General features: G+C 41.5%; 15 protein-coding genes. 7 read left to right on the top strand and 8 right to left on the bottom strand.

Annotated elements, in window-relative coordinates; all coding sequences use genetic code 11:
- Nucleotides 1-170 precede the first annotated feature (170 nt).
- The 3 genes from ACFSKO_RS03330 to ACFSKO_RS03340 form a co-directional block, all read right to left on the bottom strand.
- Complete coding sequence (locus ACFSKO_RS03330) at nt 171-614, bottom strand: response regulator (protein WP_380248392.1); 444 nt, start codon at nt 612-614, stop codon at nt 171-173.
- A 64-nt stretch (nt 615-678) separates the two neighbouring features.
- The gene (locus ACFSKO_RS03335) at nt 679-2,448 is read right to left on the bottom strand and encodes a CHASE domain-containing sensor histidine kinase (RefSeq protein ID WP_380248394.1); all 1,770 of its coding nucleotides are present in this window, start codon (nt 2,446-2,448) and stop codon (nt 679-681) included.
- Nucleotides 2,449-2,510: 62 nt separating this feature from the next.
- Nucleotides 2,511-4,271 (bottom strand): putative bifunctional diguanylate cyclase/phosphodiesterase, encoded by a 1,761-nt coding sequence (locus ACFSKO_RS03340; RefSeq protein ID WP_380248395.1) that lies wholly within the window; start codon nt 4,269-4,271, stop codon nt 2,511-2,513.
- Nucleotides 4,272-4,555: 284 nt separating this feature from the next.
- Between ACFSKO_RS03340 and ACFSKO_RS03345 the strand changes: the two genes are divergently transcribed.
- On the top strand, nt 4,556-4,912 hold the full coding sequence (locus tag ACFSKO_RS03345; RefSeq protein ID WP_380248396.1) for a copper resistance CopC family protein: 357 nt from the start codon (nt 4,556-4,558) through the stop codon (nt 4,910-4,912).
- A 90-nt stretch (nt 4,913-5,002) separates the two neighbouring features.
- Nucleotides 5,003-5,821, top strand: coding sequence for a copper resistance D family protein (locus ACFSKO_RS03350; RefSeq protein WP_380248398.1), 819 nt, complete (start codon nt 5,003-5,005; stop codon nt 5,819-5,821).
- Between the two features lie 13 nt (nt 5,822-5,834).
- Here ACFSKO_RS03350 and ACFSKO_RS03355 read toward each other — a convergent pair whose 3' ends face one another.
- Nucleotides 5,835-6,482 carry a hypothetical protein gene (locus ACFSKO_RS03355; RefSeq protein ID WP_380248400.1) on the bottom strand — a complete coding sequence of 216 codons (648 nt, stop codon included), beginning with the start codon at nt 6,480-6,482 and terminating at the stop codon, nt 5,835-5,837.
- A 233-nt stretch (nt 6,483-6,715) separates the two neighbouring features.
- Between ACFSKO_RS03355 and htpG the strand changes: the two genes are divergently transcribed.
- The 3 genes from htpG to ACFSKO_RS03370 all read left to right on the top strand — a co-directional run bounded on the left by htpG (nt 6,716) and on the right by ACFSKO_RS03370 (nt 10,679).
- Nucleotides 6,716-8,617 carry a molecular chaperone HtpG gene (gene htpG / locus ACFSKO_RS03360; protein WP_380248402.1) on the top strand — a complete coding sequence of 634 codons (1,902 nt, stop codon included), beginning with the start codon at nt 6,716-6,718 and terminating at the stop codon, nt 8,615-8,617.
- A gap of 294 nt (nt 8,618-8,911) precedes the next feature.
- Nucleotides 8,912-9,625 (top strand): hypothetical protein, encoded by a 714-nt coding sequence (locus ACFSKO_RS03365; protein WP_380248404.1) that lies wholly within the window; start codon nt 8,912-8,914, stop codon nt 9,623-9,625.
- On the top strand, nt 9,612-10,679 hold the full coding sequence (locus tag ACFSKO_RS03370; RefSeq protein WP_380248406.1) for a GSCFA domain-containing protein: 1,068 nt from the start codon (nt 9,612-9,614) through the stop codon (nt 10,677-10,679). The genes ACFSKO_RS03365 and ACFSKO_RS03370 overlap by 14 nt, the downstream gene beginning before the upstream one ends.
- A 534-nt stretch (nt 10,680-11,213) precedes the next feature.
- Here ACFSKO_RS03370 and ACFSKO_RS03375 read toward each other — a convergent pair.
- The 4 genes from ACFSKO_RS03375 to acnA form a co-directional block, all read right to left on the bottom strand.
- Entirely contained in the window at nt 11,214-12,062 is an 849-nt protein-coding gene (locus tag ACFSKO_RS03375; RefSeq protein WP_380248408.1) for a DUF1223 domain-containing protein, read from the bottom strand.
- 92 nt (nt 12,063-12,154) lie between these two features.
- Nucleotides 12,155-12,511, bottom strand: coding sequence for a YciI family protein (locus tag ACFSKO_RS03380; RefSeq protein WP_380248410.1), 357 nt, complete (start codon nt 12,509-12,511; stop codon nt 12,155-12,157).
- A 107-nt stretch (nt 12,512-12,618) separates the two neighbouring features.
- Complete coding sequence (locus ACFSKO_RS03385; RefSeq protein ID WP_380248412.1) at nt 12,619-13,872, bottom strand: RNA polymerase sigma factor; 1,254 nt, start codon at nt 13,870-13,872, stop codon at nt 12,619-12,621.
- A gap of 188 nt (nt 13,873-14,060) precedes the next feature.
- A complete protein-coding gene (gene acnA / locus ACFSKO_RS03390; RefSeq protein WP_380248414.1) occupies nt 14,061-16,739 on the bottom strand; it encodes an aconitate hydratase AcnA in 2,679 nt (892 codons plus the stop codon).
- Between the two features lie 295 nt (nt 16,740-17,034).
- Between acnA and ACFSKO_RS03395 the strand changes: the two genes are divergently transcribed.
- Nucleotides 17,035-17,568 carry a c-type cytochrome gene (locus ACFSKO_RS03395; protein ID WP_380248416.1) on the top strand — a complete coding sequence of 178 codons (534 nt, stop codon included), beginning with the start codon at nt 17,035-17,037 and terminating at the stop codon, nt 17,566-17,568.
- A 96-nt stretch (nt 17,569-17,664) separates the two neighbouring features.
- The gene (hemN, locus tag ACFSKO_RS03400) at nt 17,665-19,014 is read left to right on the top strand and encodes an oxygen-independent coproporphyrinogen III oxidase (RefSeq protein WP_380248418.1); all 1,350 of its coding nucleotides are present in this window, start codon (nt 17,665-17,667) and stop codon (nt 19,012-19,014) included.
- The last annotated feature ends 158 nt before the right edge of the window (nt 19,015-19,172 follow it).

Raw genomic sequence — 19,172 nt, forward strand, 5'->3', positions numbered from 1 at the left:
GCTCTCCCGCACTGAAAAGTGCCATGACAGCTATATCCGTAAATATCCAAATCAAAATTCTTTAAATTATGTTGAAATTTTATACACAAAAGACCAGAGGAATAAAATGCAATTCGCAAAGCAGGATTTGAGTATCCATTATACTGGATAGTACCTATTCACTAAAAATATCAATGCCCTTGAGACTTTGTCTCAGTGGGTACGTGAAGTATTTTCCAATAATTTTCAAACATCCGCACCACATCGATAAAATTAACCCCAGCTTCTTCTTTAACAAAATAGCCTGCAATTTTTTTGTTGTAGCTTTCTATAATATCCTGATCAGATTTTGAGGTCGTCAGAACAAAAACAACCGTATCATGGAAGTCAGGATCTTTTCGTAATTTTTCTAAAAACTCCAAACCGTTCATACGTGGCATCTGAAGATCCAGTAAGATCATAAAAGGATGAGTTACGGCACCGTTTCTTAATAGCTCAAATGCCTCAACACCATCATGCGCCCTTACAATCAAGTTTCCAATTCTCTGTTTAAGAAAGCTTCGCTCAATAGATGCAGCATCAATGTCATCGTCTTCTACCAATAACAAAGTTACTTCTTTTGTGTCAGCTTTCATGCACGAGGCTCCAAACATCTATCTATTACGTGAAATATACAATCTATTACGTGAAATATACAATTTATTCAAATGGCCAAAAAATCACACAACAAGTTCCAACTGTTCGCCCAGTTTCAATTTGAAATGTCCCGCCATGATGCTCAATAATTTTCTTTACCATGGCAAGACCCATCCCACTTCCTTCCACCTTATCCCGGGGTTTCAGCGTTTGAAACATTTCTAACGCTTTATGGTGTAAATTATCTGGAATTCCCGGCCCATCATCTTCAAAGCGCAAAAGATGTCCAGCCTCTTGCTCCTGGTAGCTGATTGTAATTACACCCGTTTTTTTATCATGATGTTTAATTGTGTTGGATATCAAATTACGCAAAACTATTTCTAACGGAGTATGCGGTAACTTTATTTCAATATCAGGCACTTCACAGGAGAAGTTTTTATCTGCACCATGTAAGAACAATATATCCAAAGTCATTTTCTGGAGAGACACGGGTTCATTTAAATATTCAAATCGCCGAACTTGAGAATATTCCAGTAAATCCTTCAATAACTTCATCATACGTTGGCTGCGGTTTTTTAACATGCCTATATGTTCTTTGGATTTTTCTGGGAGAAGATGATGGCAATCTTCCTCTATCCAGCTTATAACTTGATTTATCGAATTAAGAGGCGCCTTGAGATCGTGAGATGCTACGTAGGAAAACTGCTCAAGGTCGTGGTTCGACTTAACTAAATGCTTAGATTTTTCCTTAAGCGCCAATGTCATTTGATCGGCATAAGCAAGAGCACTTCTATTTGCTCTCGTTAAAAAAACAAATAATCCCAAAAGAAGACTATCAATAATTAAACCTCCTATTAAAATCCAATAAGGTTGGTTGTTAGACGTGCTGTCTCGAAAACTCAGACTTGTCTCAAGACCAAAAAGCCATGTTCGACCATACAATTCAACATTCACTTTTTTTGAAAACAATGGACTGCTATCACGTATATTTTTCATTCCATCTTTTTGATCGTTATCAGCATATAAAAGGGTATCTTCGTCGCTGATTCTTATCCGAATTTGACGGCTTTCACTGGCCAGAGTTCCTAGCATAAGCTTGCTCATGATAAAGGGGGCATAAGTCACCCCGGTAATCTTCGCTCTACGTTCTTCTATAGTTTTTGGACGATCCCCAGCTTGATAAAAAGGAGTGTACAGTAAAAAACCCGGCGTTTTTTGGGCGTCTTGAACAAGTGTAATAGGACCTGTCATTTGCGCAATACCACTATCTCGTGCTTTTTTAATGGTGGTATAACGATTATTTTCATAAGCCACATCCAAACCAACAGCTCTGGCATTAGAACTTAAAGGTTCAATATAGGTTATAGGCCAATATTCATTTTCCTTATGTTCTGGATGTAGCTTGTAATCTGAGCGCAAGACTCTTTCGCGAGAAAGGTAAGACGTAAGTTCTGGCGGTTGAACATTATATATCACGCCAATTCCATTAATTCCGGGATATACCTGATCAATTCGAAGGCTGTTTGCATAAGATAGCCATTGCGTGTAATTCGTCCCTCCCCCGTTTGCATCAATAAAAGCCACGCCACTCCAAAGTGCGTTTTCGTAAAGATGCATTCTCTCTTCTACCAACCCTATCACCTGCTCAACCTGTCGAAGAAATTTCTCCTCATTCTTTTGAACAGCTTGCTCGCTTGAGATGTACCAGGCACCAAATGTTAAGATAAGAGACAAGAAAACAACAAGCCAATGGACCCAGCCTAACGATCCTCTGCGAACCAATCGAATCCTTTGTTCCTGGTCAATAGAATCAACTTGATCGATCTCGGTCATATATTCTATTTCCCAGGAAATTTAATCAGATAGAGGCTTCGTTAGCGACGTTAATTCAGATTTTAATGTTGAAGATCCATTTTTAATAAAAGGTCCTCAAATTCATTTACAGGCATTGGCTTTGCAAAATAGAACCCTTGGATGCGATCAAACGACAATTTTTGACACCATTCTTTCTGCGCCTTGGTCTCGACGCCCTCAACAACGGTCAAAATACCAAGGGTCTTCGAAAAGGCATTTATTGCTTCCAAGAACACAATATCATCAGGGTTGTCTTCTATGGATTGAACAAAGGACCTATCAATCTTTAAGATTTGGAACGGATATTTTTGTAACTGCAAAAGGGACGAATGACCCGTGCCAAAGTCATCCAACGCCAAAGGGATACCAAGATTAGCGAGATCGAACAGAACCTGAGAGCTCGCATCTGTCCCCTTGATAAGCGTACTTTCGGTAACCTCTAGCTCCAACTGTTCGGGATTAACTTTATGTTTCTTTAAAATCCGCTGAACCGTCTCAACAAACCCATGTAAACTTAGCTGTAACGGCGATAAATTAACCGCAACAGAAAACCTTGTTCCCAAGATTTTGTACTTTTCATTCCAATAGCCTAATCGTTCACACGTTGTTTCCAGAACATATTCACCAATTTTATCGATAAGGCCAATTTCTTCCGCAATTGGGATAAACTCATAAGGACCAATCAAACCTTTGGTAGGGTGTTTCCAACGTACCAATGCTTCGGCCCCAATAATTTTCTCTGTAGAACAATCGATTTGCGGCTGATAATAAACTACGAATTCATCTTTTGTGACGGCATTATGTAATTCCCGCTCAAGCTCAACTTTTCTATGAATAGCATCATGGATTACTTTTGAATAAAAATGTGTTTGATTTTTCCCCATCTCCTTGGATCGATACATCGCAACATCAGCACATTTAAAAAGTTGTGCAGCGTCAGCCGCACAATCAGGGTAATTAGCAACCCCTATACTCGTTGTAATAATGAGTTCAGAATCATCAATAATAAATGGCTTTGTAAGTACGGATAAAATGCGTCGAGTGAGGTACTGCAATAAAAGAGGGTCATCAACATTATGAACCAAAATCGCGAATTCATCACCACCAATACGACATAGAATATCCCCGTCTCTAACAAGGGAAGTCAGACGCTTCGAAACTTCGATTAACAGCTTATCACCAATACTATGGCCAAGTGTGTCATTTATATTTTTAAAATTATCCAGATCCAACATTAGAAGAGCCAATCCACGAGAAAGTCTCTTAGCATAGGGGATTGCCGTTTCTAAACTCGTCTTGAAAACATAGCGGTTAGATAGGCCTGTGAGAGGATCTTTTTCTGCTAAATATTGTAATTCCTTACGACTTTCTCGGAGCTCCTGCTCTATTTTGTAACGCTCTTTTGCATGTAAAATCGCGCGGAGCAATCGAGGAGCGGTCACTTCATTTTTAACGATAAAATCCTGAGCGCCCGCTTCTATGCACTTAATCGCTAAATCTTCATCTTCGATATTACTAAGCATAACTATTGCAATATTTGCGCGCTCGGATTCGTTCAGCGATTGAAGAAAATCTAACCCCGTCATTGTCGGTAATTTGTAGTCCAACAATATAATATCAAAAGGCTTATTCTCATGATACTGCAGCCCCTCTTCAGCAGAAGACGCTTCAGTTATATTCATTAAATGCCCGGATCTATCTAGGGCTCTAATCGAATTCTCTCGGTCAATATTATCGTCATCGATTAGTAATAAATTCAAATTGCATGTGTTCCTTATCAAGTCTGTGCAAACGGGTTTCAAAGATGAAAAATTTATTGAACACCTGATCTCGGTGCTCACCATAAACCAAAGGCATTAAAAAACCCTAACAAACACCCTATGAGGGAAAATAAATTTAAGACTTAATAAACTGCATACATGTATCAGTATCTTCTCTCGAAGGATTACAATTAGACGTACTGCAGTTCTCGATCAAAAGTCTCGATCAATCTATTTCGTTCGACAAAAGAGAATTAAGCACAATAATCACCATTGACCTTCCCCCACCTGTAACGTTTACAATTTTAAAAAATTTGGAGATGATTATGTTTAATAAAACTTTGGTCTTGTTGATTTTCCTGTTCACCACAGCCCTCCCAACTCTGAGCTTTTCCCATGCCAAAATCGTAAAAACATTCCCAAAAAATAACGCCGTATTACAGATTTCTCCAAAAAAAATAACATTGACCTTTCCTGAACCAGTACAAGTTACAACTTTCAAACTAGAAAATGACAAAGGGGAAAAATTGGACGTGGAAGGTGGAAAAAGCATAAGCCCCACCAAACAAATCAATGCCAAGCCACCCACGCTTCAACAAGGAACTTATTATGTAAATTGGCGAGGATTATCTTCGGACGGGCATCCGACAAAAGGTCATTTTAATTTCACCATAACCCCTTAATTTCTCTTGATACATATTGACTTAGTTGAATTATTACTAACCCTCATCAAAGCAGGGATTTACGCGGCCAGTCTTTTTGCATGTGGCTCTATGATGTTCAGTCACCTCTACAAATCCGACATTATTCTTATTCAGGACGATTTATACCGGCATATAAAAAAGCTTTGTTTTGTCGGAATCGTTCTTGTTCTAATAAATCTCGGTACAAATATCCTCTGGCTTTCAGGAAGTGAATTCGAAGCCTTAATTGACCCAGATATGATTTCACTTGTCCTCTTATCATCCAGCGGAAAACTCCAGGGCCTTCTTGTTCTGGGCTTCGTACTTATTCTGGTCGCCACTTTAAAACGAAATTGGTTATTTACATTACTTGGTATTGGGAGCGTGCTCGCGTCTTACGTCCTCAGCGGTCACACAGGAGCGTACGAACCAACACTCTTGCTCAAACCTCTTATACTGGTTCATCTGCTTATCGCCTGCTTTTGGGCCGGCAGCTTTGTACCTTTATTGACTCTACTAAAAGAGCATGAAGAACTGGCCGCGCCGACTTTGGAGCATTTTGGACGGACCGCGGCCTGGGCCATTCCCTTGCTTCTCGTATCAGGAGTCATCATGTCCTGGTTTATCGCAGGCGGATACCATGGCCTTACGACGACCAGTTATGGATGGATGATACTGGGAAAGTTCGGGATCGTTCTCTTAGTTTTGAGTCTCGCCGCCTTAAACAAATTTAGACTTGTTCCCAATTTGAGCAAGGTAGAGAGCGGAAACGACTATCATAATAACGCAACCAGAAAACTACGTCGATCTATCCGGTTTGAAATCATTCTGGTTTTGATAATTTTACTCGCCACCGCCATATTTACCACCTTAATTTCACCTGCAGACCTTGGTCATAGAATAGGTTAATTTTAGGCTGACTTTATTGTTGCGCTGCAGGGACAGGTCCATCTTTTTGTGGATCCCAACCAGATGACCACATCTCGTATGGCACAATATGGGGCTTTACTCCGCTACTCTCAAACCAAGAATCAATCGCGTAACTCTTACCTGATGCACTATCTACAACAGCCGCAGAAGTATGCGGCCAGCCTCCAATGAAAAAACCTCTGGTTACCTGAGAGCGAAGCCTGTGGTGTTTGAGCAACCCCAACTCCTGAAGGAAAATCAAAGTTGTCGTCGTATTCGCGGATTCATCTTCACAATCTAGTTGTCCTGATTGCCCATAACCCGTGAAGGTTCCTCCTATATCACTTTCCGTACCCGCCTTTGGTGCGTTTGTTTGTTCCATATACGCAACGGCCTTAGCCATCGCCGCTCTTTCTTCGTACGCGGTTGAAGCCTGCCCAAAGGCCGAGATCAGACCAAATTTCTCTTGATCACTGAGCTTCAAACTCAACTGCTTTGCGCAACCATATCCATGACAATACTGGTACGACGTCATCTTTGGTTTGGAAATACCCTTACGTTCGAAAACCATATTTGGCGAAGAATTCGGCCCTGCAGCACACGCGCCAAGCAATAATGAAATAACAAGAAGTACTGAAAACCGTCCAGATAACCCAACCACAAAAAAAGCCCTTTCGAAACAGTACCTATTAATTGTATGTGCTACAGAATTATGGATCTTTTCTACATTATTCTTTAGATCTCACAACCCCCACGAACGTAACTGTACGGAAACCCAGAGGAGATACCTTGAAAAATAACCGTAGTTGAGCCATATCTCTTCTGCTCTTGGAAATAAACACCCAAGGGTTAAACAACATAAACTCGACTAATTAAAAGGTGGACATAGTAATCATGTCTGAGGAACAACTTTCCTTCCAGGCCGAGGTTTCTCGACTCTTGGACATTGTGGCGCATTCCCTCTACTCCAACAAAGAGATCTTCTTACGTGAGCTAATTTCCAACGCATCTGATGCCTGTGACAAGCTCCGTTATCTCGCCGTTACTGATGGCGATTTGATGAAGGATGATCCAGAATTTCGAATTGATCTTGAAATCGATCCAGACGGAAAAACCCTGACCATTAGCGATAATGGTGTGGGCATGAACCGTCAGGAATTGATCGACAATCTCGGAACAATTGCCCGATCTGGTACGGATGCCTTTATGGCGCAGATGGAAAACAATAAAGATGGTAACAACCTCATCGGTCAATTCGGGGTTGGTTTTTATTCTGCATATATGGTTTCTGATACAATAACCGTCACCAGTCGCCGTGCAGGCGAAGACCAAGGCTGGAAGTGGGTATCGGACGGCAAGGGTACATTTACCGTTAGCGAAGCTGATAAAGATACCCGCGGAACCAGCATTGAGCTCCACCTAAAAGAAGAACAGAAAGAATTTGGTGAAGAGTTGCGCCTACGCACCATCATCAAAACCTATTCTGATCATATTCCAATTCCAATCCGCTTTAAAAAAGCCGCTTCAACAAATGAAGACGGCACAATTGAAAATGCGGGAGAATGGGAAACACTGAATTCAGCATCAGCGATTTGGACACGTAGTAAATCCGATGTCTCCGATGAACAATACAAAGAGTTTTACCACCACGTTGCCCATGCTTATGACGACCCATGGCTCCAGGAACATTTCCGTGTAGAAGGCGTTTTGGAATATTCTGGGTTGCTCTTTATCCCAGGAAGCAAACCTTTTGATTTGTTCCACCCAGAACGCAAACATGGCGTGAAGCTTTATGTACGTCGGGTCTTTATTACCGATGATTGTCAGGAACTGGTGCCTGCTTACATGCGCTTTCTCAAAGGCGTCATTGATTCTGAAGATCTTCCACTAAACATCAGCCGGGAAATGTTACAAGACAACCCGATGCTTCGGAAAATTCGCAGTGGAATAATTAAACGCGTTCTTGGTCTTCTCGACAAAAAGGCTGAAAATGAGCCTGAAGAATTCATCAAATTCTGGGAAAATTTTGGACCTGTGCTGAAAGAAGGTCTCTATGAAGACCTCCCTCAAAAAGATCCTATCCTAAAACTCTGCCGGTTCCGTTCGATTAACAACGATGGTTGGATCAGTTTGGCTGATTACATCGCGAACATGAAAGAAGGCCAAGAGCACATCTATTACATTTCCGGTGAAGATGAAAAAGCTCTCCGCCGCAGTCCTCAGGTCGAAGGTTTCAAAGCCAAAGGTGTTGATGTTCTTGTCCTCAACGATTCCGTTGATGAATTCTGGGTTACTTCAATCAATGAGTTTGAAGGCAAAGACTTCAAATCTGTAACCCGTGGTGGTGCAGATCTTGGTAAGATCGACGGCTCAGATACAGCAGATGAAAAGTCTGAAGACAAAGAAGACGATAAAGCTGAAATGGGTGCTCTGTTAGGCTATCTCAAACTTACACTTGAAGATGAAGTCAAAGACATTCGTAGTTCAGAGCGTCTAACCGATTCAGCCGTGTGTCTTGTTGCTGACGAAGGTGACATGGATATCCACCTAGAACGTATTCTTCGCAGTCACAATCAGGTAAATGAAGTCAGTAAGCGTGTTCTTGAAATAAATCCCAAGCACGATCTGGTAAAACGTCTATCAGACCTCATCAAGCAAGATGGTGCGGCTTCAGATCTGGAAGACATCGCTTGGCTTCTGCTTGATCAAGCAAGAATCCTTGAAGGGCAAATGCCGTCAGACGTCACAACATTCTCCCAACGAATGTCTCGTGTGATGGGTAAGGGTCTTTCTTAAAAAAAACATTTTATCCCACTCCAGTTAAATATTCATTTTTCTGGAGTGGGATAAAAATAGAGATAGTTAGATCCTATTTGATTTTACCTACAGGCGATAATTTTATTTCTCTGGGTAACATTGTATCTCTTTACTATAAGCCTTAACACTTCCAACAACTTATGATTTAGAGTTATAATCTCCAAAAAAATTTCAATCCATCAAAAATATACGTTCAGAATGGCTATGGTAACTAATTTTTCATCGAACAAACGTAACTTTATTTTCGTCGGTCACAGTCATTTATACTCTCTGATGTCTGCAGCTCAAAAACACTTTAAATCATTGAATACACTTGATTTTTTAATATTAGACCACGAAATAATATTTACAAAAAACGATACTTTAAATATTCTAAACCCTAATATTATCTTAAAATTACAATCCTTAATAATCAAGGCTGATAATCCAATAATCATGACGTCAATCGGTGGAAACACTCATAATACTCTGGGGTTATGGGAGCTCCCCCAACCAATTGATTTTCTTTTACCTAAAACGAATCTTCACCACGAAAATGAACAAGCTCTATTCATCACTTATCAGCAAGTTTTTGATATTTTACAAAATAAATTAACTACATTGTTTATAATTTTTGATTTAATTAGAGAACAAATAAATGTTCCCATATATCACATAGAATCTCCACCCCCAATTTCATGTGATCAACATATATTAAAGTATTTAGCTTCAAATTTAGCACCAACGACAAGTAATAAAAAATTATCAAGCAAAACGTTACGCCTCAAATTGTGGAAAGCCCATTCTAATGTATTTCGAGAATATTGTAGAAAATATGGAATAACATTTATACCTGCGCCAGTTTCCACAATGGATTCTGATGGTTTTCTAAAACCAGAAGGTTACTTTGAAGATCCCACACATGGAAACACCTGGTACGGAAGAAAAGTTCTCGAGGACATTTTAGAAAACTTTAATACGACAGTAAGTGATAATGCATCCGTATAAACATATAAAGCCCTACCAACATTGGACAAAAGCTCTATCTGAAACCATAAATTCAGACGTTGATCCTGTTCGCAATTTTAATTTAAAAATAAACCCTCAAGATAAAATAGCGACTGCAGGTAGCTGTTTTGCACAACATATATCCCGCTATCTTCCGAATTTAAATCTTCAACTCTACATTGAAGAAAAAGGATCTTTACTGCTAACGGATGATCTTTTAACAAAATATAATTACAATGTTTTTTCTGCCCGATACGGAAATATTTATACATCAAGACAATTGCTACAGCTCCTATTACGTGCAAAAAATAAATTCTCCCCTACAGACAGCGCTTGGGTCACAGAGCAAAATAGATGGTATGATCCCTATCGCCCTTCCATAGAACCAAATGGATTTGCTTCCAAAGAAGAATTATTAAGAGACAGGCAACAACATTTACATTCCGTGGCCAAAATGTTCTCAAGCCTCGATGTATTTATCTTTACACTAGGCTTAACTGAAACATGGATAAATAAAATAGACGGCGCCATTTATCCTGTATGCCCCGGCGTAATTGCAGGAACTTTTAATCATGAAGCTCATGAATTCGTAAATTTAGGGGTCAAAGATGTAATAGAAGATATGAATTTGTTTTTAGCAGAGTTAACAAAAATAAATCCTAAGGCTCAAATTATATTAACTGTGTCTCCTGTCGCCCTTAAAGCAACAGCATTAAACAGGCACATTATAGAATCAAATTCAGTCTCAAAATCTATACTCCGTGCAGCAGCCGATCAAATCCAGCAAGAGAACTCTAACGTATATTATTTTCCTTCATACGAGATTATTACCTCTCAACATAACCGAGGGAAATACCTCGACAGTGATTCAAGGTCTATACTTGAATCTGGTGTTAGTTATGTAATGTCATTATTCTCAAAACATGCTGTTGATGAGCGTTCCTACACATCACTGAATAATTTTAAAGAAGACCTGGAAAAGAATAAAATGACTGCTTTTGAAACCGATATGGATAAAATCGTAACCGCGATTTGTGATGAAGATTTTTTATGATCCAGTTATTTGAAATATATCTACTTCACCATTCTTTTTACGATGCAACTTCTAAAACAGCGCCTTCCGACCCATCATGCGAAAACAAGTTATTCAATCGTTACCAATTCAAAATATGATTACCTAAAAGCATTACATATATCATAATTACGTCACTCAATCAAGAATAAACCCGCAAAAAGGATATTTATTCACTTGTTAGCACCGCCCAAAGACATTGAATAACCACACTCATTCTGTCTTTGCCCCTCATCAGCACTGGAAAATGATTCTTTCAAACCAATTAATGATAAAATATCAGCTCGGCGCCTAAGAGTACATCGGCTAGCCGACAGCGCGACCAATTCAACTCCTTTTCTGATCTAATCAAACAAGATGGCCCGACCAGAGTTTGAACTCCTTATTTGGCTCTTATTAAATCAAGAGTGTATTTGTCAGATAATGAGTAAAGAGTTTTCCTAATTCCTAAGAAGACGTCATATAAAAGAGCCTGTTCCTTCTCACTACCTCTTTTATTGTAGTATGCCTATTGTATTAGTTATTAGCTTTATCTTGAATAACAGCTCCAATGACTGTGCCACCAAGTCCATCCTGAAGGATCAGAGCATATCCATCCCCGGGTGTTATATTCAGGTCCTTGAAGTTAAAAGAAAGAGAAGTATCAATACCATTCCAAAGTGCGGCTTGTTCAAATTCACGAACAACGTGTTTGTTCACCATAAACAAACCCTTGTTTTCGCCGCGTTGAATTTCGGTTTCGTGTTGTTCGTCAAAAACAGCAACCCAAAGCGTTGCTGTTCCGCCAAGATGTAATGCACCACTAAAATCTATTGTAGGCGCATTTCCCACATCCCCAGATATCGCTATCGTTACAGCCTTACCAGCTTTGGCTGCCTCCTCAATCTCGACTAAGACTTCACCTCGACGAGACCCTACGAGCTCTCTACGTCCATCAATCACAATCTGAGGCGTATAAACATAACGAAGGGCTAACTCCTTACCATAAGTACGTTGCCTTATGGTCGATGCCTCGCTCGAAAAAGGATCTTTCCAGCCAATGTAATCCCAGTAATCAACATGATAGGATAGGGCAATAACACCTGGCTGATCAGCCAATTCGCTCAACAGCGCATCAGCTGGTGGACAAGAGCTACACCCCTGAGAAGTGAAAAGCTCCAACACAACTGGGGCCGACTTTGATAAACCAGCCAATTCTGCTGCCCCTTTAACAAGTTGCCCTTGGGCCAATCTTTTCTCTGCGGCCTCGACAACTTCAGATGCTGGACCGCTTATCGCCATATAGGCCCAGCCAAATGAAAGACCAACAATGACAGCTGCAATCTTCACAACAGGGAGTCGGAGGAATTTAAATGTGTTTCTCATATATAGAGACTATTCCTCCTCTTCCCAAATCTCCAGTCACGACACCTTCAAGTTTGCGCGATCACTTATCAGGAATGTCATTACAACCTGCTCTACTTCTTCATATCATCCTGACTGGTGGCTGAGAGTTGAGCCAATTTAAGAACACCATCCCCCATACACTCTCGAAGCTCCTTTCCCCATTCAATCGCTTCTTCTTTAGTATCGACACTGATAACTGTATACCCTGGAATTAGTTCTTTCCCCTCGATAAAGGGTCCATCAGAAATAGAGAATTCTCCTTTGTCTAACTCGATTTCGGTCACTTGCCTTGGAAGTCGCCCTGTTGAAACAATCATTCCTGACTCAAAGGACTTTTCCATAAACTTTCCCATTTTAGCCATTCCTTCAGCAGAAGGTGGGTTCATGGGCTTTCCTTCAGACATCGTGAAATAAATAAAAAATTGCATACTTTTCTCCTTAGTTGATGAGAAGTATATCAAACCTCTCATCCATGAATTGCTTTAACACCTTATAGTCGAATAGCTCTTCTCAACGGGGACATGAGAAACAATAATTACTTTAAATTTTTTTTAAGCTGTTGCTTTAAATAATTTATTTCTAACTCTTCCGACGCAAATTCAATTGCCTTTTGATAGGCCTCAACCGCCTCATCGTTTAAACCTTGCCTTTTTGAAAACTCGGCCAACGTTGAATAAAGAATATGATAAGAAGACAATTTTGGATTTTTTTCTAGACGCTTTATGAGCTTTATAGCAGCTTTTGGACCTTCATGCATTCCAACAGCAATAGCACGATTAAGCTCTATGACTGGGGAATTATTGACGGATAAAAGCATATCATAATACCCGATGATCAACTCCCACTGGGTATTCTCAACTGAATCTGACACCGCATAAACCGAGGCTATTGCAGCCTGTAAACTGTAATTACCCAAACGACCCGACATCACGGCTTGATGAATTAACTGCAATCCTTCTGCTATTAGCTTCTGATCCCATAATGACCGGTCTTGTTCATCAAGCGAAAGGATAGTTCCCTCTGCAGAAACCCGTGCATATTTCCGGGATTCCTGAATGAGAAAAAGGGCTAACAATCCAAAGCTTTCAGAACTGGGAAGTAACTCTACCAGTTTCCTACCCAGATATATGGCCTGAGTTGAAAGCTCTCTACGAAAATGATTCTCTCCCGTAGTGGCGGAATAGCCTTCGTTATAAATCAAGTAAATCACTTGCATTACAGAATCTAAACGTTGACCCAACTCTTTTTTTGTCGGTATTTCATAAGGAATGTTCTGTTCTTTGATAAGTGTTTTAGCTCTAGAGATTCTTCGCTTGGTATTTTCATAAGATGTTAAATAAGCGCGTGAAATCTCTTTCGTACTCAGTCCGCAGATCTCCCGAAGCGCCAAGGTTGTACGTGAATCTAATGGTAACATAGGATGACAGCAATAAAAGATTAGGCGGAGTTGGTCGTCTTCAATAAGGTATTTTTCAACATACTGATCTTCATCAAAGCCCAGAGTATGTTCTATCGTTTCAAAAAGGAAGTTTTCGGTTATTAATTCTTTTCCTCGTACGGATCTTCTTATCGTATCAATTGCCTTGAATTTCCCTACCGATACCAGCCAAGCATAAGGGGTCCTTGGCAAACCTTCTGCGGGCCATTTTTCCAGAGCTACAGAAAAAGCGTCCTGCAAAGCCTCTTCTGCAAGGTCAAGATCTCCCAAAATCCTTATCAAGCTGGCCAATACACGGCCAGACTCTGATTTGAATATCTTCTCAATTTCTTTTTTTAATGAATGGTGCATACGAGTTTTGGCACAAAAACTATAGAGGAGAATTATATAAAAGGGGATTGCATTAAGAATGTGTATTCATTGTATAACCATTTATCCTGAGACCAAGTTTTACCTAAACTTATTTCAGGGCAGGACACATCAACGAAAAAAGGCAGCCCTTCTACGGACTGCCTTTCCTACAAAAATGAAATCCTGCGTTATGCAGCGTCGTTCATTAAATTACGCAGTACGTAATGTAAGATACCACCGTGACGGAAGTACTCGACCTCGTCAGCAGTATCGATACGGCACATTAATTTAATTTCTTCAACTGATCCGTCTGGACGACTGATACGACAATCAACATCCATACCCGGTGTAATACCGTTTTCGATACCTGAGATGTCGATGGTTTCATCACCCGTAATACCTAACGTTTCACGTGTCACACCTTCTTTGAACACCAGAGGCAAAACACCCATAAACACTAAGTTCGAACGGTGAATACGCTCAAAGCTTTCAACGATCACGGCTTTAACGCCAAGAAGACGGGTACCTTTAGCAGCCCAGTCACGAGATGAACCCATACCGTACTCTTTACCGCCAAAGACCACCAACGGCGTTCCATCATCGATGTATTTCATCGCAGCATCATAGACAGGCATTACTTCGCCCTTGTACTTGGACAAGCCACCTTCTGTACCCGGAACCATTTCGTTCTTGATACGAATGTTAGCAAAAGTACCGCGCATCATAACTTCGTGGTTACCACGACGAGATCCGTAGGAATTGAAATCCACCGGGCGAACCTGATGGTTTGTTAAGTAATCTCCAGCGGGGCTATCAGCTTTGATCGCACCGGCAGGTGAAATGTGGTCAGTGGTAATGTTATCTGCCAGAACCAAGAGAGGACGCGCACCAGAAACATCACTAAGCTCACCTGCTTCTCTGCTCATACCCTGGAAGAACGGAGGGTACTGAACATACGTACTCTGATCATTCCAGTCGTAAGTTAAGCCTGTAGCCGTTTCGATCTTTTTCCATTCCTCAGGGCCTTCAAAGACGTTTTCATAACGGTCTTTGAACATCTGTGGCGTCACCGCATAGTTAGAGATTTCAGCAATTTCTTGGGAAGATGGCCAAATATCTTTGAGGTAAACATCCTTGCCGTCTTTACCCTGCCCGATAGGATCATTGAGAAGATCTATCGTCACATTACCAGCGAGTGCGTAAGCAACAACCAATGGCGGTGATGCAAGATAGTTCAAACGCGTTTGCGGGCTCACACGACCTTCAAAGTTACGGTTCCCGGAAAGAACAGCCGCAACTTGCAACTCTTCTTTATCGATTGCTGCAATATGTTCATCAGACAGAGGGCCTGAGTTCCCGATACACGTGGTACACCCGTAACCAACAAGATCAAAGCCAAGAGTATTCAGGTGCTCTTGAAGACCTGCTTTTTCAAGATAATCAGTCACAACCTGTGATCCTGGTGCGAGGGAAGTCTTGACCCAGGGCTTGACCTGAAGACCAAGTTCAACAGCTTTTTTAGCAACAAGACCAGCACCAATAAGAACAGACGGGTTAGATGTGTTCGTACAGCTGGTAATCGCTGCAATCATCACATCACCATGGCTCAAATCGTAGTCTTTACCTTCAACTGCAGCACTTGTATTTGCTTTGTCGCCAACAGCTTCTTTAATCAACTCAGCTGATCTCGGCGCAAGATTGCTCAGAGAAATACGGTCCTGAGGACGTTTAGGTCCAGCAAGACTAGGCTCAACAGTCGAAAGATCAAGATCAAGCGAAGATGTAAATACAGGATCTGGCGTATCAGTGTCACGCCACATACCTTGTGCTTTTGCATAAGCTTCAACAAGGGCAACACGATCAGCATCACGGCTGGTGAAGGTCAAATATCGAATAGTTTCAGCATCGATTGGGAAGAAACCACATGTCGCACCATATTCTGGGGCCATGTTCGCAATCGTTGCTTGATCAGCAAGAGTAAGGTTATCCAGACCAGCGCCGTAAAATTCAACGAATTTACCAACAACACCATGCGCACGCAGGATTTCAGTAATGGTTAAAACCAAATCAGTTGCTGTGGTGCCTTCCCTCATTTTACCGGTCAGCTTCATGCCAACAACTTCCGGGATCACCATGGAAACAGGCTGACCCAGCATAGCGGCTTCGGCTTCGATGCCGCCAACACCCCAACCAAGAACAGAAAGTCCGTTCACCATAGTTGTGTGGGAATCAGTACCAACCAGTGTATCTGGATAAGCGGTGGTCACACCATTTTCTTCTTTGGTCCAGACAACCTGTGCCAAATTCTCAACGTTCACCTGGTGACAGATACCTGTTCCCGGCGGTACAACACGGAAGTTATCAAAGGCTGTTTGTCCCCAACGTAAGAAAGCATAGCGCTCTCCGTTACGTTCAAATTCCAAATCGACATTTTTCTGAAATGAGTCAGGACCGCCGTACGAATCAACCATCACAGAGTGATCAATGACGAGATCAACAGGAGAGAGCGGATTAATTTTCTTTGGATCGCCACCCATTTCCACCATGGCTTCGCGCATGGCCGCAAGATCAACCACAGCCGGAACGCCTGTGAAATCCTGCATCAAAACACGGGCAGGACGATAAGCAATTTCACTGTCTGACTTCTGATTTTTCAACCAGCCAGCCATCGCTTTGATGTCATCAACCTTAACACTTCTATCATCTTCAAAGCGTAACAGATTTTCCAAAAGTACTTTTAGGGAAAACGGCAAACGGGAAATATCACCAAGCGTTTTGGATGCTTCGACAAGACTGTAGTAGTCGTAAGTCTTGCCATTTGCAGTAAGCTGGCGGCGGGTATTTAGTGTATCCTTACCAAGAGCCAATTTAGTCTCCTTTGACTGGTATGCTTCTCTCCAGATGGGTCCTTACCGATTATAAAAGAAACTTTGTCGGCTTCCACGGTGTTCGGACCTTCTCATCTCTCTAATTCTTGAGGTTAAAATACCCCTTTAATAAGAAAAATCAATATATGCTGCATTGCAAAAATTAGATATATTTAACATTACAATTAGCAATTACTTATTTTAATGTTCACATTTACTTCTTGAGCTTCCCCCAACGGGAAGAATTATGATGTTAACCTACAAGCCATAAAACGCTCAAGTAGGCAGGAATAACATGACACAGATAAAACGGATCCGAAAAATTGTGCTTTCCGGACTCCTGATAACAGGAGTCGCAACCTTAGCCGCGACTTACTTTATAATTGATTACAATGAATCAAGTATTGAAAAAGAGAGTCGTGAAAATCTGGCGCTGTTATTTCCCTACCCTGATCCGGACAATACCCAACAAGTCCAGCTGGGCCAACAACTATACGCGCATGAATGCGCCACTTGTCACGGCTCTAACCTAGAAGGTGAGCCCAATTGGCGCTCACAACTGCAAGACGGTAGTTTACCCGCCCCACCCCATAATGAAACGGGTCACACATGGCACCATCCAGATGATGTGTTACTTCAGATAACAAAATACGGTGGTGCATCCGTAGCCCCTAAGGGGTTTGCCAGCAGAATGCCTGCATTTGAGGGTACATTGAGCAATGAAGATATTTCAGCAACGCTCGCTTTTATCAAAAGTCGGTGGCCCAAGGAAGTTCGAATGCGGCAACAACGAATTACAACAAAAATAAATCAAGCAATTAGTGAATAACAAACTGATTCTATAAAGGATTGTTTACCTCATTTCATTCACTTCACTTGACATAAATCAAGGCCATGAGTGTTTCGGTCGGGTATTGCTGGCTTTATGAAAACAGAGACCATTCAAAAATACGACAAAGGGGTTCCTCGTTATACGAGCTATCCTACTGCGCACCTTTTCAAACCCGGTTTCACACCAGAAATGTATAGTGACTGGCTAAAGGCCGTACCTGAAGACATGCCATTGTCTCTCTATTCGCACATACCCTATTGCGATAGTCTCTGTTGGTTTTGTGGGTGCCACACCAAGATCACTCAAAAGTACAAACCTATCCAAGATTACCTTACATCTCTTCGAAAAGAGATCACCATGACTGCCGAGGTCATGGGAAAAGGTCGACCAGTCAATCATATGCACTTTGGGGGCGGAAGCCCTACCATCCTCATACCGGAAGACGTTCGCGACTTATTCCAAACTTTCGAGGAAGTTTTTCATTTCACTGCAGATGCTGAAATTGCTGTTGAAATCGATCCCAGAGATATGAGCCAAGAGGCTATCCACGCTTGGGCAGATGGCGGGGTAAACAGAGCAAGCCTTGGGGTCCAGGACGTTCAAGAGAAAGTGCAACGCGCAATTAACCGCATCCAATCCATTGAAGAAACAGCACAAGTCGCCAACTGGCTCCATGAAAGCGGCATTCACGGAATAAATATGGATTTGATGTACGGATTACCTTATCAAACTGTTGAATCCGTATTGGAGACTATTCGTCGCGTGATGGAAATGGCCCCTGACCGGATAGCTCTTTTTGGGTACGCGCATATTCCATCCCTTAAACCGCATCAGAGACTCTTACCTGAAGAGATCCTTCCGGATTTTAATGAGAGATTTGAGCAACAAGAAGCAGCTGCAGAATTACTTGGTTCCTATGGCTTTGTACGCATTGGTCTTGATCATTTTGCAAAACCTGACGATCCCATGGCAGTCGCATTTATAAACGGAAGTCTTCGCCGGAATTTTCAAGGTTACACAACAGACAAAGCCGAAGCCATGATCGGGTTTGGTGCGTCTTCGATCGGTTCACTCCCCCAGGGACATGTCCAGAATATCGTCCCGATCAGAAACTATCGCGCAGCCATTGATAGTGGAAAGTTTGCCGTTGCTAAATCCATTCCCTTCAAAGGGCAGGACAAGTTACGTGCAGCAATCATAGAGCAACTCATGTGTTATCACAGAGTAGACCTCAACGTAATTTGCAAAGAGTATGGCGCATCTCTCAATGATTTTGAGTATGAACTTGAAGCTGTTCAGGCCTTTATCGAAGATGGTATTGCCACTTATGACCAAGGCGTTATCACAATCCAGCACGAAGCCAGAGCATTGGTCAGGGCCCTCAGCGCACTCTTTGACGAATATCATGGACAACGTGAGTTGATTTACTCTCAGGCTGTTTAACTCCTAAACTTATGAGTGACTCAGCTCTCAAAAAAATGCCCGTTATCAGCGTTTAGGCTTTAACTACTTTACCTGTGCTTACCTGACGCATTTCCATTAAGATGCAATTACAATACATCTTAATGGATGAATATTAGGATAAAAAACATAAGGCAACG

It is taken from the genome of Kiloniella antarctica, from assembly GCF_042682825.1.
GTDB lineage: Bacteria > Pseudomonadota > Alphaproteobacteria > Kiloniellales > Kiloniellaceae > Kiloniella > Kiloniella antarctica.